The 23,450-nt window shown below is 71.1% G+C and carries 20 protein-coding genes; 7 read left to right on the top strand and 13 right to left on the bottom strand.

The window, feature by feature from the left end; translation table 11 throughout:
* The first annotated feature begins 46 nt into the window (after positions 1 to 46).
* Together SROS_RS43450 and SROS_RS43445 are read left to right on the top strand one after the other, a co-directional pair.
* Complete coding sequence (locus SROS_RS43450; RefSeq protein WP_012895353.1) at positions 47 to 1,150, top strand: Glu/Leu/Phe/Val family dehydrogenase; 1,104 nt, start codon at positions 47 to 49, stop codon at positions 1,148 to 1,150.
* 150 nt (positions 1,151 to 1,300) lie between these two features.
* Positions 1,301 to 1,534, top strand: coding sequence for a DUF3073 domain-containing protein (locus SROS_RS43445; RefSeq protein ID WP_012895352.1), 234 nt, complete (start codon positions 1,301 to 1,303; stop codon positions 1,532 to 1,534).
* 255 nt (positions 1,535 to 1,789) lie between these two features.
* On the opposite strand, the gene purM is transcribed toward SROS_RS43445, so the two are convergent.
* Positions 1,790 to 2,815, bottom strand: a complete 1,026-nt coding sequence (gene purM, locus SROS_RS43440) for a phosphoribosylformylglycinamidine cyclo-ligase (protein ID WP_012895351.1) — start codon at positions 2,813 to 2,815, stop codon at positions 1,790 to 1,792.
* Positions 2,816 to 2,903: 88 nt separating this feature from the next.
* Positions 2,904 to 4,340: an amidophosphoribosyltransferase gene (gene purF, locus SROS_RS43435; RefSeq protein WP_012895349.1), complete on the bottom strand. Its 1,437-nt coding sequence runs from the start codon at positions 4,338 to 4,340 to the stop codon at positions 2,904 to 2,906.
* Positions 4,341 to 5,029: 689 nt separating this feature from the next.
* Between purF and SROS_RS43430 the strand changes: the two genes are divergently transcribed.
* Entirely contained in the window at positions 5,030 to 6,229 is a 1,200-nt protein-coding gene (locus SROS_RS43430; RefSeq protein WP_043654157.1) for a DUF4190 domain-containing protein, read from the top strand.
* 105 nt (positions 6,230 to 6,334) lie between these two features.
* On the opposite strand, the gene SROS_RS43425 is transcribed toward SROS_RS43430, so the two are convergent.
* Complete coding sequence (locus SROS_RS43425) at positions 6,335 to 6,781, bottom strand: sterol carrier family protein (protein WP_043654154.1); 447 nt, start codon at positions 6,779 to 6,781, stop codon at positions 6,335 to 6,337.
* Positions 6,782 to 6,919: 138 nt separating this feature from the next.
* Here SROS_RS43425 and SROS_RS43420 point away from each other — a divergent pair, with 138 nt between their 5' ends.
* Positions 6,920 to 9,004 carry a PhoX family protein gene (locus tag SROS_RS43420; protein ID WP_012895346.1) on the top strand — a complete coding sequence of 695 codons (2,085 nt, stop codon included), beginning with the start codon at positions 6,920 to 6,922 and terminating at the stop codon, positions 9,002 to 9,004.
* Positions 9,005 to 9,085: 81 nt separating this feature from the next.
* On the opposite strand, the gene SROS_RS43415 is transcribed toward SROS_RS43420, so the two are convergent.
* Positions 9,086 to 10,522, bottom strand: a complete 1,437-nt coding sequence (locus tag SROS_RS43415; RefSeq protein ID WP_012895345.1) for an MFS transporter — start codon at positions 10,520 to 10,522, stop codon at positions 9,086 to 9,088.
* Positions 10,523 to 10,604: 82 nt separating this feature from the next.
* On the opposite strand from SROS_RS43415, the gene SROS_RS54140 reads away from it, so the two are divergent.
* Both SROS_RS54140 and SROS_RS43405 read left to right on the top strand, forming a co-directional pair.
* Positions 10,605 to 11,267, top strand: a complete 663-nt coding sequence (locus SROS_RS54140) for a TetR/AcrR family transcriptional regulator (RefSeq protein ID WP_012895344.1) — start codon at positions 10,605 to 10,607, stop codon at positions 11,265 to 11,267.
* A 97-nt stretch (positions 11,268 to 11,364) separates the two neighbouring features.
* Positions 11,365 to 12,144 carry a methylenetetrahydrofolate reductase gene (locus SROS_RS43405; RefSeq protein WP_012895343.1) on the top strand — a complete coding sequence of 260 codons (780 nt, stop codon included), beginning with the start codon at positions 11,365 to 11,367 and terminating at the stop codon, positions 12,142 to 12,144.
* Positions 12,145 to 12,147: 3 nt separating this feature from the next.
* Here the strand turns inward: SROS_RS43405 and SROS_RS43400 are convergent, their stop codons facing one another.
* From SROS_RS43400 to SROS_RS46745, 5 genes are all read right to left on the bottom strand, one after another.
* Positions 12,148 to 12,696, bottom strand: a complete 549-nt coding sequence (locus tag SROS_RS43400; protein WP_012895342.1) for a hypothetical protein — start codon at positions 12,694 to 12,696, stop codon at positions 12,148 to 12,150.
* Positions 12,697 to 13,010: 314 nt separating this feature from the next.
* A complete protein-coding gene (locus SROS_RS43395) occupies positions 13,011 to 14,498 on the bottom strand; it encodes an MFS transporter (protein WP_012895341.1) in 1,488 nt (495 codons plus the stop codon).
* 188 nt (positions 14,499 to 14,686) lie between these two features.
* Positions 14,687 to 14,908 carry a hypothetical protein gene (locus SROS_RS43390; protein ID WP_012895340.1) on the bottom strand — a complete coding sequence of 74 codons (222 nt, stop codon included), beginning with the start codon at positions 14,906 to 14,908 and terminating at the stop codon, positions 14,687 to 14,689.
* 130 nt (positions 14,909 to 15,038) lie between these two features.
* On the bottom strand, positions 15,039 to 15,707 hold the full coding sequence (locus SROS_RS43385) for a Crp/Fnr family transcriptional regulator (protein ID WP_012895339.1): 669 nt from the start codon (positions 15,705 to 15,707) through the stop codon (positions 15,039 to 15,041).
* Between the two features lie 57 nt (positions 15,708 to 15,764).
* Positions 15,765 to 17,819 (bottom strand): adenylate/guanylate cyclase domain-containing protein, encoded by a 2,055-nt coding sequence (locus SROS_RS46745; protein ID WP_012895338.1) that lies wholly within the window; start codon positions 17,817 to 17,819, stop codon positions 15,765 to 15,767.
* 359 nt (positions 17,820 to 18,178) lie between these two features.
* On the opposite strand from SROS_RS46745, the gene SROS_RS46740 reads away from it, so the two are divergent.
* The gene (locus SROS_RS46740; RefSeq protein ID WP_052317160.1) at positions 18,179 to 18,976 is read left to right on the top strand and encodes a collagen-like domain-containing protein; all 798 of its coding nucleotides are present in this window, start codon (positions 18,179 to 18,181) and stop codon (positions 18,974 to 18,976) included.
* Between the two features lie 184 nt (positions 18,977 to 19,160).
* Here SROS_RS46740 and purL read toward each other — a convergent pair whose 3' ends face one another.
* The 4 genes from purL to purS all read right to left on the bottom strand — a co-directional run bounded on the left by purL (position 19,161) and on the right by purS (position 23,222).
* Positions 19,161 to 21,458, bottom strand: a complete 2,298-nt coding sequence (gene purL / locus SROS_RS43370; RefSeq protein WP_012895336.1) for a phosphoribosylformylglycinamidine synthase subunit PurL — start codon at positions 21,456 to 21,458, stop codon at positions 19,161 to 19,163.
* Positions 21,455 to 22,138 carry a phosphoribosylformylglycinamidine synthase subunit PurQ gene (purQ, locus tag SROS_RS43365; protein WP_012895335.1) on the bottom strand — a complete coding sequence of 228 codons (684 nt, stop codon included), beginning with the start codon at positions 22,136 to 22,138 and terminating at the stop codon, positions 21,455 to 21,457. Before purQ ends, purL begins: the two co-directional genes overlap by 4 nt.
* A 226-nt stretch (positions 22,139 to 22,364) precedes the next feature.
* Positions 22,365 to 22,787, bottom strand: a complete 423-nt coding sequence (locus SROS_RS43360; RefSeq protein ID WP_245564498.1) for an ATP-binding protein — start codon at positions 22,785 to 22,787, stop codon at positions 22,365 to 22,367.
* Between the two features lie 189 nt (positions 22,788 to 22,976).
* Positions 22,977 to 23,222: a phosphoribosylformylglycinamidine synthase subunit PurS gene (gene purS, locus SROS_RS43355; protein ID WP_012895333.1), complete on the bottom strand. Its 246-nt coding sequence runs from the start codon at positions 23,220 to 23,222 to the stop codon at positions 22,977 to 22,979.
* Between the last annotated feature and the right edge of the window lie 228 nt (positions 23,223 to 23,450).

Here is a 23,450-nt window from a genome sequence, read left to right as displayed (position 1 = left end):
TCCGCCGCGACGGAGCGGCGGACCTGAACGACCGGGAGTCACCACCGTGACCGACGTCTTCGGGCTGTCCCACAAGGACACCAGCCCCGCAAGCGGCCAAGCCAAGCACGAGCAGGTCATCTTCTGCTCCGACGAGCACAGCGGCCTCCACGCGATCATCGCGATCTACAACACCGCCCTCGGCCCGAGCCTCGGGGGCACCAGGTTCTACCCCTACGAGAACGAGCAGGCCGCACTGGCCGACGTGCTCAACCTCTCGCGGGCGATGGCCTACAAGAACGCCCTGGCCGGACTCGACCTCGGTGGCGGCAAGGCCGTCATCATCGGCGATCCGGCGACCGACAAGAGCGAGGCGCTGCTGCGCGCCTACGGCCGGTTCGTGCAGTCCCTGGGGGGCCGCTACTTCACGGCGTGCGACGTGGGCACCTACAGCGAGGACATGGACATCGTGGCCCGCGAGAGCTCCTACGTGACCGGCCGTACGGTGGCCAACGGCGGAGCGGGCGACTCCTCGATCCTGACCGCCTACGGCGTGTTCCAGGGCATGCGGGCCGCGGCCGAGCACACCTACGGCACGCCGTCGCTGCGCGGCCGGCGGGTCGGCGTCGAGGGCGTGGGCAAGGTGGGCCACCGCCTGGTCGACCACCTCGTCGAGGACGGCGCCGAGGTCGTGCTCTGCGACGTCAGCGAGCAGGCGGTCGAGCGGGTCCGGCGGCGCCACCCTCAGGTCGAGATCGTCGCCGGCAGGCTGGAGCTCACCGGGGCCGACATCGACGTCTACGCTCCCTGCGCGCTAGGCGGGGCGCTGGACGACGACACGGTCGCCCGGCTGCGCGCCACGATCGTCTGCGGCGGGGCCAACAACCAGCTGGCCCACCCGGGAGTGGAGAAGGAGCTCGCCGACCGCGGCATCCTCTACGCCCCCGACTACGTGGTCAACTCCGGCGGAGTCATCCAGGTCGCGGACGAGATCCAGGGGTTCAACATGGACAGGGCCAGAGCAAAGGCGACCCAGATCTACGACACGACTCTCAAGATTTTTGCCGCGGCGGCGGAGGATGGCGTTCCCCCGGCGGTCGCAGCCGATAGGCTAGCCGAACGCAGAATGTCGGAAGTCGGGCGAATTAGGGGCATTTGGCTAGGCCACTAGTCCCTCACGCCCATACGGCGTACCGAGCCGGGCGTAAAACAGGTACGGTTGTAGTCGAACGAGAGCTGACGCCTCAAGTCAGGTGGCGTCAGTGCGTGGTGCGTTAGCGACGAGGGGTCGGGCACGACCCCACACGAGGGGGTCGAGCCAATGGGGCGCGGCCGAGCAAAGGCCAAGCAGGTCAAGGTTGCTCGCCAGCTGAAGTACAACAGCGGTGGCACTGATCTTGAGCGTCTTCGCGACGAGCTCGGAGTCAGAGACGACTCCAACCACAATGACGACGCCGACGACTCCTACGATGAACTGGCGGATCGGTATGCCGATTACGCCGATGACTTCGGCTCCGGAGACGACCGGGACGAAGGGACGCCCGGCCGCCGCTAGGCGAGCTTCAGGTTGTGTGAGCAGGCACCCGGTGGCCGCAGGCCACCGGGTGTTTTCTCCGTGCGCGTCAGCCCGTGACAGCGCTCCGGTGATCCGGGGCGCTGTCCGGCATGTCCGCCCCTGACAGCGGTTTCCGCGGATACGGCGGGACGCCTTCGCCTTCGCGGACGGCCACGCCGTACCGGGTGGTCCCCACCCGCGTCCTGGGGCACCGGCCGGTGACGGCCGGTGCCCTTCCGGCATCGGGCCGCCGGGCTAGCGGTAACGGGCCCGGCCGGTGCCGGGGACGATCTCGCCGAGCACCCAGGCCGGGAGGCCCCGCTCCTTGAGCAGGGCCAGGGCCGGGTCGACGGCGTCCGCCGGGACGATGGCCGCCATGCCCACACCCAGGTTGAAGGTGCGGTCCATGTCGGCCTGGGCTACCTTGCCGTGTCCCGCGAGCACCTCGAAGACGGCGGGAGGGGTCCACGACGAACGGTCCAGCAGCGCGTCCAGCGCCGGCGGCAGGGAACGGGAGAGGTTGCCCTCCAGGCCGCCGCCGGTGATGTGCGCGTACGCGTGGACGTCGATCGAGCGGGCCAGCTCCAGGCAGTCCAGGGAGTAGATCCTGGTCGGCTCCAGCAGCTCTTCGCCCAGGGTCCGGCCGAGCTCGGCGAGCTCGGCCTCCAGGGAGAGCCCGGCGAGCTTGATGATGTGCCGGACCAGCGAGTAGCCGTTGGAGTGCACGCCGGAGGAGGCCAGCGCCAGCACCACGTCGCCCTCGCGCACCCGGTCACGGCCGAGCATCCTGTCGGCCTCCACCACGCCGGTGGCGGCACCCGCGAGGTCGTACTCGCCGGCGCCCATGGCCCCGGGGTGCTCGGCCGTCTCGCCGCCGATCAGAGCGCAGCCCGCCAGGCGGCAGCCCTCGGCGACGCCGCCCACGATCTCGGCGATCCGCTCGGGGACGACCTTCCCGCAGGCGATGTAGTCGGTCATGAACAGCGGCTCGGCGCCGCAGACCACCAGGTCGTCCACGACCATGCCGACCAGGTCGATGCCGATCGTGTCGTGCTTGTCCAGGGCCTGCGCCAGCATGACCTTGGTGCCCACCCCGTCGGTCGAGGTGGTCAGCAGCGGACGGCGGTAGCCCAGCAGGGCCGAGGCGTCGAAGAGACCGGCGAAGCCGCTGGCGTCGTCCACCACCTCGGGCCGCCGGGACCGTGCGACCTTCGACTTCATCAGCTCGACGGCGCGCTCGCCCGCGTCGATGTCCACGCCGGCAGCGGCGTAGCTGGTCATGCGTCCCCCTCACCCGGTCGCACGACCGGGATGCTGTGCTTGCCGGCCCGCCCGGGCGCGGCCTCCCTGGCCTCCGTGCCGCGACGGCTCAAAGCTTGGCCTCCAGGACGTACTTACCCACGTTGTCGCGGTCGATGGCGATCGGGTAGACGCCGTCGAAGCAGGCGCGGCAGAGCCGCTCGGCCGGGATCGTGGTGGCCTGGGTCAGGCCCTCCAGCGAGATGTAGCCGAGGGAGTCGGCCCCGAGAGAGGCGCGGATCTCCTCCACGCTCAGCGAGCCGGCGATCAGCTCGGCCCGGGTGGCGAAGTCGATGCCGTAGAAGCACGGCCAGGAGACCGGAGGGGAGGAGATCCGGACGTGGACCTCCCGGGCACCGGCCTCGCGCAGCATCTTGACGATCGCCCGCTGGGTGTTGCCGCGCACGATCGAGTCGTCCACGACGACCAGGCGCTTGCCCGCGACGACTTCCTTCAGCGGGTTGAGCTTGAGCCGGATGCCGAGCTGGCGGATCGTCTGCGACGGCTGGATGAAGGTCCGGCCGACGTAGGAGTTCTTGACCAGGCCCTGGCCGTACGGGATCCCGCTCTCCTCGGCGTAGCCGACGGCGGCGGGGGTGCCCGACTCGGGCGTCGGGATGACCAGGTCGGCGTCGACCGGATGCTCGCGGGCCAGCACGCGGCCGACCTCGACGCGGGTGGTCTGCACGCCGCGCCCGGCGATCGTGGTGTCGGGGCGGGCCAGGTAGACGTATTCGAACAGGCAGCCCTTGGGCTCGGCCAGCGCGAACCTGCGGGACCGCACGCCGCGCTCGTCGATGGTGATCAGCTCGCCGGGCTCGATCTCGCGGACGAAGGTGGCGCCCACGATGTCCAGGGCGGCGGTCTCGGACGCGACGACCCAGCCGCGCTCCAGCCGGCCCAGCACCATGGGGCGGATGCCCTGCGGGTCACGGGCGGCGTACAGCGTCGTCTCGTCCATGAACACGAGCGAGTAGGCGCCCTTGACCTGGGGCAGGAGCTCGGCGGCCGCGTCGTCGATGGGCTGGCTGCGGTCCTGGGCCAGCAGCGACGTCAGCACCTCGGTGTCGGTGGTCGCCCTCGTCGAACCCGGAGCGAGCCGCCGGGCCAGCTCCGGGGTGTTGATCAGGTTTCCGTTGTGGGCGAGCGCGAGCCCGCCCTCCTCGGTCGAGCTCAGCGTCGGCTGGGCGTTCTCCCAGACGCTCGACCCGGTGGTCGAGTAGCGGCAGTGACCGATGGCCAGGTGGCCGCGGAGGGTCCCGAGCACCGACTCGTCGAAGACCTGGGCCACCAGGCCCATGTCCTTGTAGACGAGGATCCGGCTGCCCTCGCTGACTGCGATGCCCGCGGATTCCTGCCCGCGGTGCTGCAGCGCGTACAGCCCGTAGTAGGTGAGTTTGGAGACTTCTTCCCCAGGGGCCCAGACGCCGAAGACGCCACATGCGTCCTTCGGGGGTCGGTCCTGGGGGTCAAGGTCATGGCTCAGATGGCCGTCGCCCTTCAGCACATGCTTCAGTCTAGGTCGGCCTCTTCGCTGCTTGCACCCCGGGGGCAGATCTGCCCGATGTCCCACTTTGACCGAACAATCGTCGGGGTTTTGCCGTGTCGGCCTGTTTCATCGCAAACAGGCAGGGGAGTGTGAGGTATCCGGCATGCCTACGCGTCGGGAGAACAGACGTGACAACACCTGAGGATCCCAACGAGCCCGGCTCGCGGCGCGAGCCGCGGGACCGGCGATCCGAGCGGGAGGAGGCGGGCCCGGAGCAGTCCTCGGGCGCCTCCGAAGAGGCGGCCGTTCCGAGCGGACCGGACGATTCCGACTCCACGGTCTTCCGCCCGGAGGACCCTTCCACGTGGTCGGCGCCCGATCCCGCCGACCCTCTGCGCTCGTCGTCCGAGCCCACCCCTCCGACCGGCCGGTCCGATCAGCCCCCCGAGCCCCCTTCCGAGCCCTCCGCGAGGCCCGCTGAGCCCGCGCCCCCGACCGGGTGGCCGTCCGAGCCCACGCCCCCTTCCGAGCCCTCCGCGAGGCCCGCTGAGCCCGCGCCCCCTTCCGAGCCCTCCGAGCCCCCTTCCGAGCCAGAGGAGCCCGAGAAGCCCACGCCGGGGTCGCCCGAGCCACGCGGTCCCGGTGAGACCCCGGGCTGGCCGCCGATCTCCACGCCCGAGGAGCCGTCGCTGCCGGGGCATCCGGATGTGCCCACCGCGCCGGAGGTCCCCAGGCCGGTCCAGGCGGATCCGGACACCACCAGCGTTTTCGAGTCCCCGGGCACTCCGGCCGCCGAGGCCCCGCCCCCCTATCCGGTCCCGGGCGGCACGCCTGCCTATCCGGGCTGGGAGAGCGCCTCGGAGACACCGGCCTCAGGCGGCCGGGACGACAGGGACGGCATGGATGTGCCGCCCGGCGCCGCCCAGCCCTCGCGCTACGATCCGCCGACGTCCCCCGAGGGGTTCCCCGCGGCCTCGCACCGGCAGCCCGAGCAGCCCGAGCAGCCCGAGCAGGCCGGGCTCCCCGAGCAGCCCGGTCGGTTTGAGCAGGCCGGGCCCTCCGAGCAGCCCGGTCGGTTTGAGCAGGCCGGGCCCTCCGAGCAGGACAGGCCGTCCGAGCAGGCCGGTCGGCCTGAGCAGGCCGGGCCACCCGAGCAGCCTGGCGGAGGCTTCCAGGCGGAACCGCCGCCGGGACCGGGCGGTCCGTACGGTGGCCCCTCGGCTCCGTACGGCGGCCCCGCGGCCCCGTACGGCGGCCCTTCGGCTCCGTACGGCGAGGCCGCCCCCGGTGCCCACCGCGGGCCGGGCGACGAGGCTCCGACGGAGAACATCTCCGGCGCGGGCCCCTACGGAACCCCTCCCTACACCGGTGCCCACGCGAGCCGGCCGGATGAGCCGCCGCGGCAGCCGCCGTACGCCCCACCGGCCGGCGGTCCGTCCTATCCGTCCTATCCGTCCGAGGGCCCGCCGCAGGGCGGCCTGTCCTACCCGTCGGGCCAGCCGTACCAGGCGGCGCCTCCGGGAGGCGCCTATCCGGGAGGTCCCGGCTATCCGGGCGGCACGCCGTACCCGGCCTATCCGGGTGACGACCGGTCGCGCCAGCAGGGCGGCGGACTCGGCACCACCGCGCTCGTACTCGGCATCGTGAGCCTTTTCCTGCTCGTCGTGTGCGGCCTGGGGGCGCTGACGGCCATCATCGGCCTGATCATCGGCATCGCCGCGGTCGTCAAGAACTCCAACCGCGGCCGCGCCTGGGTGGGCATCGCCCTGAGCGTCCTGACACTGATCATCGCCGTGGTGGTGCTCAGCTGGTTCTACAGCAAGGTGGGCGACTGCCTGAACCTGCCGCCCGAGTTCCAGCAGCGCTGCATCCAGGAGAAGTTCGGCGGGCAGTTCACCACGTCGTGACCGCGGCCGGCCCCGGGACCGCACCCGGGGCCGGCGCGGCACCAGCGGACGGTCCCGTGGACGGCATGGCGGGCACCGGGTCCGGCCCGGCGTCCGGATGGGCGTCTACGTAACCGGCAGGTGATCCGACAGGTCGGCCCGGGCCCCGCTCGCGGAGACCTTCCCGGCCGCCACCGCCTCGGCCCACAGCAGCCGTCCCGTGGCCAGCTCCAGCCAGGTCCGGGCGTCGGTCTCCACCACGTTGGGCGGGGTGCCCCGGGTGTGCCGGGGCCCCTCCACGCACTGCACCGCCGCGTACGGGGGGACGCGCACCTCGACGGTCCGCCCGGGGGCCGCGGTCGCCAGCCGGTCCAGCAGGTGCCGTACGGCGAAGCGCGCGATCTCCCGCTCCGGCCGGATCTGCCGTCCGTAGGCCCGCAGTACCACCGGCACGCACGCCGCCAGCAGCGCCGGAAGGTCTCCGGGCCCGTCGTAGGACGGTTCGTCGAGTGCGATCAGCTGGGCGTCCAGCGCGGCGCGGACCTTGGCGGGGTCGGGCTTGTGAGGTGGCACGGACCCATCATGCCCGCTCGGCGCGCCAAAAGATTGCGACAAATGGTTCATCATGGGGGCAAACGTCGTTCACCCTGGGTTCTACTGGGGCCCGTAGTGTTCCGGCCGGAACGATCGCGCACCCCTTTGGAGGCCCCTGTGGCGAACCTGTCGCCGCGCAGACTGCTCCCGCTGCTCACGAGCCCTCACAAGGGGGGACGGACCGCCCTCACCTGCCGGTTCCGTTGTGGCAACCAGTGCGCCCACGACGTGCTGAACACCAGCGACAACGCCTACTTCGGCGATGTGGTCGCCGAGGCGATGTCCCGCCGCGGCGTGCTGCGCGCCGGCGCCCTCGGCGCCCTCGTGGCAGGTGTGGGCGTCACCACGGCGGTCCCGGCCGCCGCCGACCCGGCCCCGGAGGCGCAGGCCGCCTCCGGCTTCGGTGGTGACCGCCACGGCCGCAGCGGCCTCCGCTTCACCGCCGTCCCGCCGAACACCGACGACAAGGTGACGGTCCCCGAGGGCTACGAGACGGCGCCCGTGGTGCGCTGGGGCGACCCGGTGCTGCCCGGCGCCCCCGCCTTCGACTTCGAGAACCAGACCGCCGCCGCGCAGGCCGCCCAGTTCGGCTACAACTGCGACTTCGTGACGTTCTTCCCACTGGGCCAGCAGCGCGGCCTGCTCTGGGTGAACCACGAGTACACCGACGAGAACCTGATGTTCCGCGGATACAAGAGCGGCGACACCGCGCCGGAGGAGCAGATCAGGATCGCGCTGGCCGCGCACGGCGGTTCGGTGGTCGAGGTCGAGAGGGTGGGGCGCTCGGGCCAGTGGAAGCTGGTCACGCAGGGGCGCCGCCGCTACAACCGGCGTGTCACGGCGCAGACCCCGATGGCGTTCAGCGGCCCGGCCGCGGGCGGCGACCTGCTGAAGACCGCCGCAGACCCGGCGGGCGCCAGGCCGCTCGGCATGCTCAACAACTGCGCCGGCGGCACCACCCCGTGGGGCACGGTGCTGAGCGGTGAGGAGAACTTCAACCAGTACTTCGTCAACGGCAACGGCGTGCCCGAGGCGCAGAAGCCCTTCCTCACCCGGTACGGCGTGAGCGCCACGACCGGCATCCCGAGCGGCAACCGCCGGTTCGACCGGGTGGAGGAGCGGTTCGACCTGGCCAAGCACCCCAACGAGGTCAACAGGTTCGGCTGGATCGTGGAGATCGACCCGTTCGACCCCGACTCCACCCCGGTCAAGCGCACCGCGCTCGGCCGGCTGGCCCACGAAGGCGCCACCACCTCCCTGGCCAAGGACGGCCGCGTCGTGGCCTACATGGGAGACGACTCCCGCTTCGAGTACGTCTACAAGTTCGTCTCCAAGAAGCGCTACATCCCCGGCTTCGACCGGCACAACCGGACGCTGCTGGACGAGGGCACGCTGTACGTGGCCAAGTTCACCGGCGACAGCCCGGCCGCGGAGATCGACGGCACCGGCAAGCTCCCCGCCGACGGCCGGTTCGACGGCTCCGGCGAGTGGATCCCGCTGGTCACCGGCAACGTCTCGCACGTGCCCGGGATGACCGCCCAGGAGGTTCTCGTCTATACCCGCGTGGCGGCCGACAAGGTCGGCGCGACCAAGATGGACCGTCCCGAGGACGTGGAGCGCAACCCGGTCACCGGCGGTGTCTACGTCGCGCTGACCAACAACTCCAACCGGACCCCGGCCCAGGTGGACGAGGCCAACCCGCGCCCGTCGAACAAGCACGGCCACATCCTGGAGATCACCGAGCGCCGTGACGACGCCGGGGCCACGACCTTCGCCTGGTCCCTGCCGCTGGTCTGCGGCGACCCCGAGGACCCGTCGACCTACTTCGGCGGGTTCGACAAGTCCAAGGTCTCGCCGATCTCCTGCCCGGACAACGTCGCCTTCGACGCCGAGGGCAACCTCTGGATCTCCACCGACGGCAACCAGCTCGGCGCCCACGACGGCCTGTTCGCCATGCCGGTCCGCGGCTCCGAGCGCGGCCATCTCCGCCAGTTCCTGAGCGTCCCGGTCGGCGCCGAGACCTGCGGCCCGCTGGTCAGCCCCGACCAGCGCAGCGTCTTCGTGGCCGTCCAGCACCCCGGCGAGACCAACGGCGCCACCCCCGAGGCGCCCACCAGCCACTGGCCCGACGGCGGCACCAGCCAGCCCCGCCCGGCCGTCGTGGTCGCCTGGCACAGGCAGGGCAAGAAGATCGGTTCCTGACCCCGGTGCCGCCCGCGCCGTGACGGGCGCGGGCGGCACGGTCCCGGCTCTCACCCCACCGGTACGGCGGGGCGTTCGGTCTCACGCCACCGGTACGGCGGGGCGCTCGGCGGGGGCCTCCACGTGCTCCGGGGTCCGGGGGATCCGCAGGGCGAACAGGCTGACCGGCACGCCCACCAGCACGATGGCCGCCGCGATGACCAGCGTGGACTGGTAGGCCTCCAGGAAGGCCGTCAGCGGCGTGGCGCCGTCCCGGAGGATCGAGGTCTGCCGGCCGGTGAGGATCGCGCCGAGGACGGTGATCCCGAGCAGGCCGAAGATCTCCCGGGAGACGTTCAGCACGCCCGAGGCCACCCCGGCGCGGCCGGCGGGGAGCGTGCCCAGGATGGCCGTGGTGAGCGGTACCAGCAGCCCGCCGCCCAGCCCGTAGACCAGGAACCACGGCAGCAGTTCCCCGAACGAGGCGCCCTCGCCGATGAAGGAGAGCCCGAACACCGCCGCGGCCATCAGCAGGAGCCCGGCGGCCACGGTCCGCGCGGTCCCGAGCGCGCCGCTGATCCGCGAGGCGACGGCCGCGGTCACCGCCATCACCAGGGCCATGGGCACGAACGAGACCCCGGCCTCCATCGGTGAGAAGCCCAGCGCGTTCTGCAGGTAGAGCGCCGTGAAGAAGTAGATCCCGAACACCCCGAACGACCACAGCCCCATCGAGAGCACGCCCCCGCTGAAGACCCGCGACCGGAACAGCGACAGGTCGATCATCGGCTCCCGGCTCCTGGTCTCGATCACCACGAACGTCACCGCCGCCGCCACCGCGAGCCCGAAGGCGCCCAGGATCTCCGGCGAGGTCCAGCCGGCCCCGTCGCCCTCGATCAGCCCGTACGTCAGCGCGGACAGCGCCAGGCCGGACGTCACCAGTCCGGGGACGTCCAGGCTGTGCCGTACCCGATCCTGCGGGGCCACTCTGATCGCCCACAGGCCGAGTCCGAAGGTCGCGATCCCGATCGGTACGTTGATCAGGTAGATCCACCCCCAGTCCCACCGCTCGCTGATGAACCCGCCGGTCAGCGGGCCGAGGGCCAGGGCCAGCGCGCCGACCGCGCTCCACATGCCGACCGCCGTGGCGCGTTCCCGGGGGTCGGGGAAGATCGAGGTGAGCAGCGCGAGCGCGGTGGGCGTGAGGAACGCGGCGCCGACGCCCTGCAGCGCCCGGGCGGCGATCAGACCCGTGCCGTCCGTGGCCAGACCGGCGGCCAACGACGCCACGGTGAACACGCCGAGACCGATCATGAAGATCCGCCGCCGGCCGAAGACGTCCGCCAGGCGCCCGCCGACCAGCATCAGCCCGGCGAAGACCAGGATGTAGCCGCTCACGATCCACTCCAGCCCCGAGATGCTTACCCCGAGGTCCCGCTGGATCGTCGGCAACGCGACGTTGACCACGTTGTTGTCCAGGTACGTCATGAAAGTGGCCAGCGAGATCGCTCCCAGCGCCCACCACTTGCGGGTAGCCGTCACTCCAACTCCTCTACGTTGTACTTGTACGACGTACATGTACGGTGGATAGTGGAACGTGTACGGCGTATAGTTGTCAAGCGTGATGGGAAAACTGACCCGCGAGGCCGTCGTCGAGCAGGCGCTGGGCATCGGCTCCGCCGAGGGACTGCAGGCGGTGACCATCCGGCGGCTCGCCCAGGAGCTGGGGGTCACCCCGATGGCGCTGTACTGGCACTTCAAGAACAAGGAACAGCTGCTCATCGGCATGGCCGATCACCTGGTCGAGGGGTTCGTGATCACCGAGGACTACGACAGGCCGTGGTGGGAACAGCTCCGCGAGCTTGTCACCGGCCTGGTCAAGGTGCTGCGGCACTACCCGTGCGCGGCGGCCGTGCTGGAGGAGGTGGACCACATGACCGTGCCGAGCTTCCTGCGGGTGTGGGACACCGCGCTCGGCCTGGCCAAGCAGGCGGGGTTCTCCTACGAGGAGAGCTGCCTGATCTCCAAATACCTGCTCCAGGGGGCGATCGCCCTGGCCGCCGGCCCGCTGAACCGCCGCTCCGGCCTGTCGGACCAGGACGCCGCCGAACACCTGCGCGTCAAGCGCCTCGGCCTCCAGTCCCTGCCGCAGGACGTCTACCCGCACATCGTGGAGATGGCCACCCCCCTCTGCGAGGGCGGCACGGCCGAGCTCTACGACACCTTCGGCGTCGACCTGCTGGTGACCGGCATCGAGACCCTGGCGGCCCGCGTCCACCGGGACTGAACACTGCCTCCCCGGGACGCAGCGCCTCCCGGACCCCGCGCCGACCGAGCAATCAGGCGTCTGGTCCCCGGGGCCGCGGCCCCTTAAGTTGATCTACATGACAGATCGCCCGTTTGAGCTCGTCTGCGAGGTCGAGCCGCCGACCCGCCCCGACCTGAAACACGTCCGCCACCAGATCGGCACCCTCAGCAAGGTCGCTCACTCGTTCCTGATCCCGGACAACCACATCGGCCGCGCCACGGTCTCCAGCGTCGCCGTCGCGCACGAGGTGCAGGAGATGGGCGGGCGCAGCATCGCGTGCCTCAACTCCCGCGACCGCAACCTGCTGGGCTTCCGCCGCGACCTGCTCACCGCCGCCGCCTACGGGGTGGACCAGTTCCTGTTCGTCTACGGGGACAAGCCCAACTCGGGCAACCGGACCAGCGACCTCACCGTGCGCTCGATGATCGAGGAGGTGCGCTCCCTCGGGGAGGATCCCGCCTTCGCCCGGACGCCCGCCTTCCGGGTCGGCACCGCCGCCGGGCTGCGCCCGCTGCCCGCCTGGAAACGCGCGGCCGACTTCATGTTCGTCCAGGTCAGCTTCTCCGTCGAGGCGCTGCTCCGGTGGCGCGAGGCCAATCCCGTGGACATGCCGGTCTACGCCGGGGTGATGGTCATCGCCAGCGAGAACCACGCCCGCCGCCTGGCCGACGCGATCCCCGACATCGACATCCCCGCCGGCCTTGTGGAGAGGATCGCGGCCGACCGGCTCGCCGGGGTCGAGGCGGCGTGCGAGCAGGTGCTGCGGATCCGGGACTCGGGCGCGTTCGACGGCGTCCACCTGATCCCGGTGGCCCGCTACCGCGAGGTCGAGGCCCGGTTGAGCGGCGCCCTCTGACCGTCAGTCGAAGAACTGGGCGATCCGGAATCTGCGCACCTGGAGGGGGACGGAGTAGCGGCTGATCACCCGGATTTTCCTGATCCGGGTCTTCTGGTCGATCGTGACCTTCACGCACTTCATGCAGACCTCGTGGTACCCGGGCAGGGCGTAGTAGGAGATCGAGACGGCGCGGCGTCCGAGGCCTCTGTCGGAGAGCCCCAGTCCGACCTCCCGGTAGAGCCGTGTCGAGCCCTTGAGGGTGAACGCGGTGGAGCCGATGATCGCGTGGTTCGCCGCGGTGGGACAGTGCGCGAGTATCCGGACGTTGTTGTTCTGGCGGGGCCACTGGGGCAGGACCCGGAGCGAGGTGCGCTTCTTCCAGCCGTCGGGGCCGGAGCCGCCGGTGACCGACGCCCCGCTCGTGGGCGCGGTGCTCGTGGGTGCGGTGCTCACGGGTGGTGCGGTGCTCGCGGGCGCGGTGCTCACCTGCGGCGTGGGGGAGACCCCGGCCGCCACGCCGGGGCCCATCATGAGGACGGTGGCCGCTCCCATGCCTGCGACGGAACGCATGTGCTCCTCCTGCCGGACGGAGGCCCGGACGTCGGTGGTACGCGCTCGCCGGACGACGGAACGCAGGCGGCGGTGGAGGGCGAGATGCCGGGGACGGCTCGGGTGAGGACATCCGAAACCCGTCCTGACCAGGCTGTCCGTCCTATTATGCCGACCTCGTCGCGCAGCGGCGGGACGCCACGCGGGCGCGGGCCCGCGCCGGCCGCCGATGGCCGTACCCGCCGATGACGGACGGCGGGAGAGCGGACCGGACGCCGGGCCGGGGGACGGACGCCGGTGGATCGCCCCCCGGAGACCTACCGGAGCCGGACCTGTCACCGCGGGCGCCCGTCCCGGTCGAGCGGCCCCCTCCGGGTCCTGGCCAGCACCGACATCAGGGCACCCGCGAGGGCGACGGCGAACAGCACGGTGTAGGTCCTCCGGAAGCCGTCCATGAGCTGGCCCACGGCGACGGGGGACATGCGCGACAGCGTGCCCTCGTAGACCAGGTCGCGTAGCCCGGGACTGACCGAGCTGGTCAGGACGCTCAGGGTGAGGGCGACGCTGAGCACGATCCCGACATTCATGATCATGAGTCGGAAGCCGTTCACCAGGCCGAGGCTCCCGGCGGGCAGCGCGGCCATGACCTGGGTGGTGTTGCCGGTGAGGAAGGTTCCGCTGCCGCAGCCGCACAGGAACAGGCCCGCCCCGATGATCCAGTACGGCGTGGCGGGATCGGTGTTCAGGGCCAGGACGCCGAGCCCCGCCGCGCTCAGCAGCGAGCCCCCGACCGACAGCGCGTAGGGGGAGATCCGGCGCCCGAGCGACCCGGCGGCCGGGGAGGCCAGGGCCATGCCGATCGGGACCGGGAGCACGCCCAGGGCGGCCGTGACGGCGTCGACGCCTCTGGCCGCCTGGAAGTAGAGGGCGGCGAGCAGGATCAGCGCCGCGCGGGCCAGCGCGTTGCAGAACGAGGCGAGGTTGGCGAAGGCCAGCATCCGCTCGCCGAAGAGCCGCACGTTGAGCACGGGGTGTGACGCCCTGCGCTCCACGATGACCAGGACCGGGACGAGGGCCAGTGCGAGGGAGGCGCCGACGATCACGACGGGGCTGGACAGTCCCCGCGACCCCGCCTCGGACATCGCGATGAGCGCGGCCGACAGGGCGGTGAAGACGATCAGGTTGCCGAGCGCGTCCACCGGCTCGCGTGGCCCCCGGGCGACCCGGCGGAGGGTGAACCCGCCCCAGACGAGGGCGATCAGCCCGGCGGGCACGTTCACCCAGAAGATCCACTGCCAGCCGGCGGTCTCGGCGACGAGGCCGCCCAGGGTGGGGCCGGCGAGCTGGGCGACCGACAGGGTGCCGATGTAGACGCCCATGCCCTGGCTGAGCCGGTCGGGCGGGAAGGCGTCGGTGATGATCACGGTCCCGTTCGCCAGGATCATGGCCGCTCCGACGGCCTGCACCGCCCGCATCGCGATCAGGAACCAGACGCCGGGCGAGAGCCCCGCCAGCAGCGACCCCACAGTGAAGAGGGCGAATCCCGCCAGGTAGACCTCCCGGCGCCCGAGCAGGTCGGCCACCCGGCCGAAGAACACCAGGGTCGCGGTGTTGACGAGCAGGAAGGCCAGCAGGATCCACCCGGAGGCGAACGCGTCCGCGTGGAAGTGCCTGACCACCGCGGGAAGCGCCACGTTCAGAGTGCTTCCCGAGACGCCGATCAGCACCAGGCCGAGGCTGGTGACCGAGCAGACCCGCCACGCGTAGCGGAGCCTCGATATGTATTCGGGGGAGCCGGGCAGGTCCTGGGGGAGGGAGACCATGGGCTCCAGTCTGACGTACGCCGTACTTCGCCCCGGAGGGGAGATCGGCCGCCAGGACGGCCGCCCGAAGGTGTCCGGCGACGGAGCACCGGCAGCATGTCGATCAGGCGGGCCACCGACGCGACGGCATCGACAGGGACGCCCGGCTCAGGGGTCCGGGTGAACAGGGCACCTCGTACCGCTCGGCGTCAGTGCTGGCGTCGCAGAGTCCAGAACAGCCAGTTGCCGGTGGCCGCGCACGTGGCCACGTCCCAGCCCTGATCGCCGAGCTCGGAAAGCACCGCGACCAACCGGTCGTAGCTGCCGGAGAATCTGCGTTCGTTGCCCCCGACCATGTTGACCCGGATGGTCTCCTGGTCCCACAACCATTCGACGGTGGCGAACTCGTACTTGAAGATCGCTGCCTCCACTCGGGTCGACCGCCACCGGAAGATGGCATGGCCTCATAGCCTTTTATCATCATCTCGCCCACCACGGGAGCCGTCTGTCCGGCTCCGGCCGCCTGCCGCCGGTATGGAGCGCTCCGGCGGCCGGGTGGTGTCAGCGGGCCCTTCTGCGCAGGCCCTCCAGGTCGTGGATGATCACGCGGCGGCGGCCCGTCTCGATCAGGCCACGGTCCCGGAGCGAGCGCAGCGCCTTGCTGACCGCCTCGCGGGAGGCCCCGGTCCAGCCGGCCAGCTCGTCCTGGGAGAGCGGCAGCGTCACCCGCACGCCGCCGTTGACCGGCTCGCCGTACCGCTCGGCCAGCTCGACCAGCCGGGTCGCCACCCGGCCCGTGGTGTCGAACGCGCCGTACTCGATCCGCTTGCGGTCGGAGTCGCGCATCTTGCCGATCAGCATCTGCATGAGCAGCACCGCGACCCGGCCGTGCTCCCGCAGGTAGCCGGAGAAGTCGCGGATCGCGACGCCCTCGACCGGCTCCAGCGCGGTCACCGTGGCCGACCTCGGCAGGCCGTCCAGGGCGGCGAACTCGCCGAGCAGCGCGCCCGGCCCGCGCACCGCGAGGACGACCTCGGTCCCGGTGGCGGTGTGCGAGGAGACCTTGACCCGGCCGGATGTCAGCAGGAGGACCCAGTCGGCGACATCGCCCTCGGTGCACACCGCCGCGCCCCGGTCCCAGTGCCGGGGCCGCCCGGCGGCGTGCAGCGCCGCGACCTCGTCGGCTGTGAGCAGGGTGACGAACTCGCCCGGTTCGGGAGTGGGACTCACGGGCACCTCCTGGCGATGTCGGCTACGGCTGTACGGCTCTCGCGGGCGTGCGGATCCCTACGACAGACCGGACAGCACGTATGCGTGGACGGGCTTCTCCTTGCCCTTGAGCGCGAGCTCGCCCAGGGAGCGGACCCTGGGGCGGGGGGTTATCAGGTCGAGGGTGCTCTGGCCGATCACGACGGTACCGGGTTCGGCGACGCCTTCCAGCCGGGCGGCCACGTTCACGCAGTCGCCCATCGCGTTGAACCCGCGCAGTTCGGGGCTGCCGATGTTGCCGACCAGCGCGAGCCCGGTGTTGATCCCGATCCTGAACCGGGGGTAGCCCGGGGTTCCGGCGCAGATCTCCTCGGCCGCCTCCTGCATGGCCAGCGCCGCCCTCGCCGCGGCGGCGGCGTGTCCCGGCTGCGGGGCGGGCGCGTTGAACAGCGCCAGCAGCGCGTCCCCCACGAACTGCACGATCGTGCCCCCGTTGCCGAGGATGATGGGCACGGCCGCCGTGTGATAGCGGTTCAGCATCTCGACGATCTCTCCAGGCGTGGCCCGCTCGGAGAAGCTGGTGAAGCCCTTCAGGTCGGCGAAGAGGGCCGTCAGCTCGACCAGCTCGCCGCCGAGCGCCGCCGTCCGCGGGTCGGCCAGCAGGGAGTTCGCCACGTCCGGGGACATGTACTGCCGGAACAGGGTGGACAGCTCCCGGTAGAGCCGGGCGTTCTCCAGGGAGAGGGACAGCTGGCTCGCCAGCGTGGCGGCGAGCGCCTCGTCCTGCGGGGTCCTGCCCACCGGCACCTCCAGCGCCCCGGCGAGCTGTCCCTTCACGGTCAGCGGGTGGACGGCCGTCCTGTCCAGCAGGACGGGCCGGTTCCCCGGGAAGTCGCCGGGGCCGTACTCCCCGGAGCCCATGGCGACCCGCCCCTCCGACACCAGCGTGATGCGCACGTCGCCGTACGCCTGCCGCACGCGGTCCAGGGCCCGGGTCAGCAGCTCGCGCTCGGGCAGTCCCACGCGGGCCTGGTTGCCGGTGTCCACCAGCGCGGCGAGCCGTTCGGACAGCTCCCGCTCGTTGGCCAGCGCCTCGCCGGCCCGGTCGAGCACCGCCGCCTGGCCCTCGGTGAGCCCGAACTTGCCCGCCAGCCGGGTCGCGACCGGGACCCTGCTCTCGGCCCTCCGCCGGATGTGGCCGACGAGCTCCTCCAGGGCGTCCTCGTACTCGGCCCTGATCTTCCGTACGGTCGCCGACAGCGCCACCGAGTCGAACAGCCCCGCGCTGGAGCCCTCCCGCCGGAACTGCAGGTGGGCACTGTAGGCGACGAACACGAAGGCCACGGTCAGCAGCACGTGCCACAGCCACCACGACAGGTGCCAGTTGTGGCGCGACATCCCGGCGATCATCGCCTCGGCGAGCAGGGCGTAGGCGGTGACCAGGCTGACCAGCATGGCGGCGGGGCGCCTGCGGTGGAGCTGGAACATCATCGCGGTCGCCGCCGCGTACAGGGCGACCCCGACCAGCTCGAACCCGCCGAGACCGGCGCCCCGCGGGGGAGCCGGGTCGCTCAGCGCGGTGAGGCCGGGCACCAGCGAGGCGACTCCCCACACGACGAGCAGCGCGACGAGTCCGCCGCGCAGCCAGATCTGCGACCTGAGCACGGCCTGGGCCGTCCGCTCGTTCAGCGGCAGCGCCGAGACGGCCGCGAAGACCGAGGCGATGAGGAGACCGATCGGCTGGGAGAGGTCGAACCCGTAGGTTCCCTTCGCGAGGATGATCCGGGGGGTCGCCAGGCCGTGCATCAGGAAGAAGCCCGCGCTGCTCAGGAAGACCAGCGAGACCAGCAGCAGCCGGGCGTCCGCCCGCCGGGCCGACGCCTGGCCGATCATGGCGCCCAGGACCAGGTTGATCCCCGCCACGGCGATGATCAGCCAGAAATGGCTGGGGTTGTCGTGCCACTCGATGTTCAGGTGGTCGTGGTTGGCCAGCAGCAGCCAGAGTCCCAGCATCGGCAGGGCCAGGTGGATCACCCAGACCACCGCGCGGACCGGCTGGGTCGCCGGCGGGAGATACGGCTCTGACCTGACGCGTCCCTCGGCTGACGTGCTCGTGAGGTCGTTCGTCGACACGGGTGGCCTCCGCGGCTCGGGGAACCCCGGTGGGCTCCCTGTGGCGTCCGCCCACGCCCACCGGGCGGGGTTCCCCCGAACGGACCGATTATCGCGCACCTCGCCGACGCGGGGAGGAATTCGTTCGTCCCCAAACTGTGATGTTTGCCGTGACAACCGTTAGAACGCTCCAAACGTGAAACATCCGACCCACAGAACACACCAGGACCCTGGTGTCGCAGAAAGGAAGCCCAGTGGCTTTCAAGTTGCCGGGCGGACGCACGATCGGTGTCGTGGCCGTCGGAGTACTGGCTGGAACCCTGCTCACGGCGGGCGGTAGCGCTGTCGCGTCGTCGGCCGGTACAGAGGTTCATGCGTGTGTGAACAAGAAGACGCGTTACGCGCGGATCGTCAACGCGACGGCCGCATGCAGGGCGACCGAGACCAGGGTGACCTGGGGCGACGGCGGTAGCCAGTCGCAGGGCGTGAACACCCAGGGCCCGCAGGGACCCGCGGGCAGGAACGGCGCCCAGGGCCCCGCCGGCCAGCAGGGGCCGCAGGGTGACCGTGGCTTCCCGGGCAAGCAGGGTCTGCCGGGCAAGGACGGCCAGAACGGCCTGCCGGGCAAGGACGGTCAGAACGGCCTGCCGGGCAAGCAGGGCGAGCAGGGCGAGCAGGGGCCGCGCGGCCAGGACGGCAAGGACGGTGCTCCCGGGGCGAAGGGCGACACCGGTCCCCGCGGTCTTCCCGGCGAGAAGGGCGACACCGGTCCTCGCGGGCTCCAGGGCGCAGAGGGTGACAAGGGCAGGGACGGCGCTCCCGGGGCGAAGGGTGACACCGGCCCTCGCGGGCTCCAGGGCGTGAAGGGGGACACCGGGCCGCAGGGTCCCAAGGGTGACCCCGGCACGGGCGGCGGCACGCTGAGCGTGCAGACCGCCTACGGCGAGATCGGCCACAACGGCGGTACGGCAAGCTGCAAGGCCAACGAAGTCGCGACCGGCGGCGGTTACTCCCTCAGTGACAGCCGGTACATCGTCACGGCGTCCATGCCCAGCGGGTCGACCAGCTGGAGCGTGAAGATCAGCAAGCTCCCCGGTGACAACGACAACGACAGGAGTCTCAGCGGTGGCGGCGGCTCCAAGGGCACTGTCTACGTGATGTGCGCGAAGAAGGTCTGATCCTCGCCTGAGCCGTACGTGCAGTGAGCGAGGCCCCTCCGGACGGTCGCCGGAGGGGCCTCCTGCCTTCCCGGCTCGATCGATCCGCCGGAACATGGAAAAACCGCCGGAACATGGAAAAAGCCGGAACATGGAAAAAGGGGTACGGCTCGCGTGAGCCGTACCCCTTCCGTGCTGGAGGCGATCAGCCGAAGATGCCCGGCAGGGTCGCCGTGTGGGTCTCCCGGAGCTCGGTGACCGGGACGTCCAGGACGCCCTCCACCGTCAGGGACGTGCCGCCGGTGGTGCCCAGGCCGTAGCAGGGGACCTCGTGGGCGGCGCAGAGCTCGGCGAAGGCCTCGAAGGACTCCGGTGCCACGGTCACCAGCGCGCGAGACGACGACTCGCTGAACAGGCCGACGAACGCGTCCTCACCCGTGAGGGAGACCGTGCAGCCGACCCCCTGGGCGAGGCAGGACTCGGCCAGGGCGATGGCCAGGCCGCCGTCGGACAGGTCGTGGGAGCCGGTCAGCAGGCCGCGGGAGGCGGCCTCGGTCAGGACGAGTCCCAGGGCCCGCTCGGCCTCCAGGTCGGCCTGGGGCGGCAGGCCGCCGAGGTGGCCGTGGGCCACGTGGGCCCATTCGGAGCCGCCGAACTCCTCCTCCGTGTCCCCGAGCAGGATGATCTTCTCGTCCGGGCCGGTGAAGCCGCTGCGCACCCGCTTGGCCACGTCGTCGATCACGCCCAGCACGCCCACGACCGGGGTCGGGTGGATCGGGGTCGACCCCGTCTGGTTGTAGAAGGAGACGTTCCCGCCGGTCACCGGGACGCCCAGGGCCCTGCAGGCGTCGGCGAGGCCACGCGTGGCCTCGGCGAACTGCCACATGACCTCGGGGTCCTCGGGGGAGCCGAAGTTGAGGCAGTCGGTCACCGCGAGCGGCCTGGCGCCGGTCACCGCCACGTTCCGGTAGGCCTCGGCCAGCGCGAGCTGCGCGCCCGCGTACGGGTCGAGCCGGGCGTAGCGGCCGTTGCCGTCCGTCGACAGCGCGATGCCCCGGGTGGTCTCCTCGGCGCCCGGCATGACCTCGCTGATCCGCAGCACGCCGGCGTCGGCGGGCTGGGCGAGCACGGTGTTGCCGCGCACGTAGCGGTCGTACTGGGAGGTCACCCACTCCTTGGAGGCCAGGTTCGGCGAGCCGAGGAGCTCCAGCAGCGTCGCCCGGAGGTCGTCGGGGCGGGCCAGCCGCGCGGGGTCGTCGGCGTTGAGCGCCGCCTGACCGGCCGGCTCGTGGAACGGCCGTTCGTAGACCGGGCCGTCGTCGGCCGCGGTGCCCGGCGGGATGTCCACGATGGTCTCGCCGTACCAGGTCATCACCAGGCGGCCGGAGTCGGTGACCTCACCGATCACGGTCGCCGGGATGTCCCACTTGGTGCAGATCGCCATGAAGGCATCGATGTCGTCGGGCGTGACGACGGCCATCATGCGTTCCTGCGACTCGCTCATCAGGATCTCTTCGGGGCGCAGCGACGGGTCGCGCAGCGGGACCAGGTCCAGCCGGACGTCCATGCCGCCGGTGCCCTTGGCCGCGAGCTCGGTCGTGGCGCAGGAGACGCCGGCCGCGCCGAGGTCCTGGATGCCGACGACCACGTCCGCCTGGTACAGCTCCAGGCAGCACTCGATCAGCAGCTTCTCCATGAACGGGTCGCCCACCTGGACGCTGGGGCGCTTGGTGTGCGACTCGTCCTCGAAGGTGGCGGAGGCCAGGACGGAGGCGCCGCCGATGCCGTCGGGGCCGGTCAGCGCGCCGAACAGCACGACCTTGTTGCCCGGCCCGGGGGCGGTCGCCAGCTTGATCTGGTCCTTGCGGAGCAGGCCCACGCAGAGCGCGTTGACCAGCGGGTTGCCGATGTAGCAGGGGTCGAAGACGACCTCGCCGCCGACGTTGGGCAGGCCCAGGCAGTTGCCGTAGTGGCTGATGCCCTCGACCACGCCGGGCAGCACCCGCCGGGTGTCGTGGGCGTCCGCCGCGCCGAACCGGAGCGCGTCCATCACCGCGATCGGCCGCGCGCCCATCGACATGATGTCGCGGACGATGCCCCCGACACCGGTCGCCGCGCCCTGGTGCGGCTCGACGTAGGACGGGTGGTTGTGCGACTCGATCTTGAAGGTGGCGGCCCAGCCGTCGCCGATGTCCACGACGCCGGCGTTCTCGCCCATGCCGACGAGCAGGGCGTCGGACTCGGGGGCCTTGGTGCCGAACTGGCGCAGGTGCACCTTGGAGGACTTGTAGGAGCAGTGCTCGCTCCACATGACGCTGTAGATGGCCAGCTCGGAACTCGTCGGCCGGCGGCCGAGGATGTCGCGGACCCGGTCGTACTCGTCGGTCTTCATGCCCAGCTCGGCGTACGGCTGGCGCTCGCCGGGGGTGTCCTCGGCCCGCTTGACGGTGTCCAGATGCGCGTCGGGCGCCTGGCCGCCGTGCGTGTCGGCTCGCTCGCTCACAGGTTCACCAGCTTCTTCAGGATGGAGGAGAAGAATCCGCGGCCGTCCGTGCTCGGCGCGCCGGTGAGGTCCTCGACCGCGTGCTCGGGGTGCGGCATGAGGCCGACGATGTTCCCGGCCTCGTTGCGGATGCCCGCGATGTCGTTCAGGGAGCCGTTGGGGTTGCCTCCGACGTAGCGGAAGACGATCTGGCCGTTGCCCTCCAGCGCGCTCAGGGTCGCCTCGTCGGCGACGTAGCGGCCCTCGCCGTGCTTGACCGGCAGCACGATCTCCTGGCCCTCGGTGAAGTCCGACGTCCACGGTGTGGAGGTGTTCTCCACCCGGATGCCCTGGTCGCGGCAGATGTAGTGCAGTCCGGCGTTGCGCATCAGCGCGCCGGGCAGCAGATGGGCCTCACAGAGGATCTGGAAGCCGTTGCAGGTGCCCAGGACGGGGAGCCCGGCCCTGGCGGCGGGGATCAGCTCCTCCATCAGCGGGGCGAATCTGGAGATCGCCCCGCACCGCAGGTAGTCCCCGTAGGAGAACCCGCCTGGCAGGAAGACCGCGTCCACCCCCTTGAGATCGGGATCCGCGTGCCACAGCGGGACGGCTTCGCCGCCTGCGTGACGCACGGCGCGAGCCGCGTCCTGATCGTCAAGAGTTCCGGGAAAAGTGACGACGCCCACGCGGGCAGCACTCATGACAGCGTTCCCCTCCACAAACGAGCACCGCGCCGACGTCTCACACATCGGACGACGGTCTGCGGCGGTGCGCCCAGGCTATCCGCTCCTGGCCGGGAGGTCACACGCGGAGTCGTCCGATCACACAGCTCACCGCCCTGGAACCGGTCCGTGACATGGAGGATCGCACAACGGCGGCGGTGCGGAGGTCTGTACGGCTGCGAGCATCCGGCGCCGGTGCGGAGGTCTATACGGCGGCGAGCATCCGGCGGCGGAGGAAGGCGGCGTCCTCGTCCCAGTCGAGATGCTTGCGCAGATGCACGGTGGTGCCCCGGCCGGGGGTGATGTCGAAGGAGATCTCGTCCACCACGGCCTGCATGATGAGAATGCCCCGGCCGTTCTCGGTGTCCGCCGGGGGGTAGTGCTCGGGCACGCGCAGGAGGCCGTGGCCCCTGTCGATGATGCGGACGTCGCAGCGGCCGTAGCCGATCGCGGCCTCGACCTCGTAGCGGTTGGCGGGGCCACCGTGGCGCACGGCGTTGGCGCACGCCTCGGTGACCGCGAGCAGGATGTCGGACACGCAGCTCTCGGTGACGCCGAGCGAACGCAGCGAGTCGCCCAGGGCTCTGCGGACCATGGGAATGCCGATGGCCTCTCTCGGCAGAGCCAACGAGAACTCGATATCCACCGGATCCCTCCCGGGGCCAGACGTCACCCTGTCAAGGTTTCCCCCCAGAATCCGGGCTAACCGCAAAATAACCTTAATGTTATTTACTGTTGGTCAAGCTGTGGGATTAGGGCATATCCGGAGTGTGATTTACCCGGACGTAAGGAAACTCTCCACGCGATATAGGACGATCTACGACTCCACGGTGACCGTGTAGTTCTCGATCACGGTGTTGGCCAGCAGGGTCTCGGCCATCTTGCGGACCTCGGAAAGCGCGGCCTCGTCGGCGGGACCTTCGAGATCCACCTCGAACCGCTTGCCCTGCCGTACCGCTGAGACACCGGAGAAGCCGAGCCGCGGCAGTGCGCGGGCGATCGCCTGGCCCTGAGCGTCAAGAATCTCGGGCTTCAGCATGACGTCGACGATGACGCGCGCCACGGTGTTCCTCCTGGTTGCAGCGGGGACGGTCCGGCGCCTCAAGCGTAACGGGCTTCTCCGGCAGTTCGTCGCCGGGTCCGGCCGCTCCCCGTGCGAGGGTAAAGACACGAGGGTAAAGAGGGGTTCAGCGGGAACGGGGAGCGTATGGACATCGAGGTAGGTCTTGCGCGCAGGTATGTGACCTCTGCCACGATGTCCACAAACGCAGACGAACCACCACCAGACGGG

The organism is Streptosporangium roseum DSM 43021 (assembly GCF_000024865.1).
Taxonomy (GTDB): domain Bacteria; phylum Actinomycetota; class Actinomycetes; order Streptosporangiales; family Streptosporangiaceae; genus Streptosporangium; species Streptosporangium roseum.
This window is presented reverse-complemented; position numbering and strand designations above follow the sequence as displayed.

What these genes read in the sequence shown, in the direction of transcription:
- SROS_RS43400 (WP_012895342.1), bottom strand. Translation starts at nt 12,696, where the DNA reads ATGCGTTCCGTCGCAGGCATGGGAGCGGCCACCGTCCTCATGATGGGC.
- SROS_RS43445 (WP_012895352.1), top strand. Translation starts at nt 1,301, where the DNA reads ATGGGGCGCGGCCGAGCAAAGGCCAAGCAGGTCAAGGTTGCTCGCCAG.
- purM (WP_012895351.1), bottom strand. Translation starts at nt 2,815, where the DNA reads ATGACCAGCTACGCCGCTGCCGGCGTGGACATCGACGCGGGCGAGCGC.
- SROS_RS43405 (WP_012895343.1), top strand. Translation starts at nt 11,365, where the DNA reads ATGACAGATCGCCCGTTTGAGCTCGTCTGCGAGGTCGAGCCGCCGACC.
- SROS_RS43395 (WP_012895341.1), bottom strand. Translation starts at nt 14,498, where the DNA reads ATGGTCTCCCTCCCCCAGGACCTGCCCGGCTCCCCCGAATACATATCG.
- purQ (WP_012895335.1), bottom strand. Translation starts at nt 22,138, where the DNA reads ATGAGTGCTGCCCGCGTGGGCGTCGTCACTTTTCCCGGAACTCTTGAC.
- SROS_RS54140 (WP_012895344.1), top strand. Translation starts at nt 10,605, where the DNA reads ATGGGAAAACTGACCCGCGAGGCCGTCGTCGAGCAGGCGCTGGGCATC.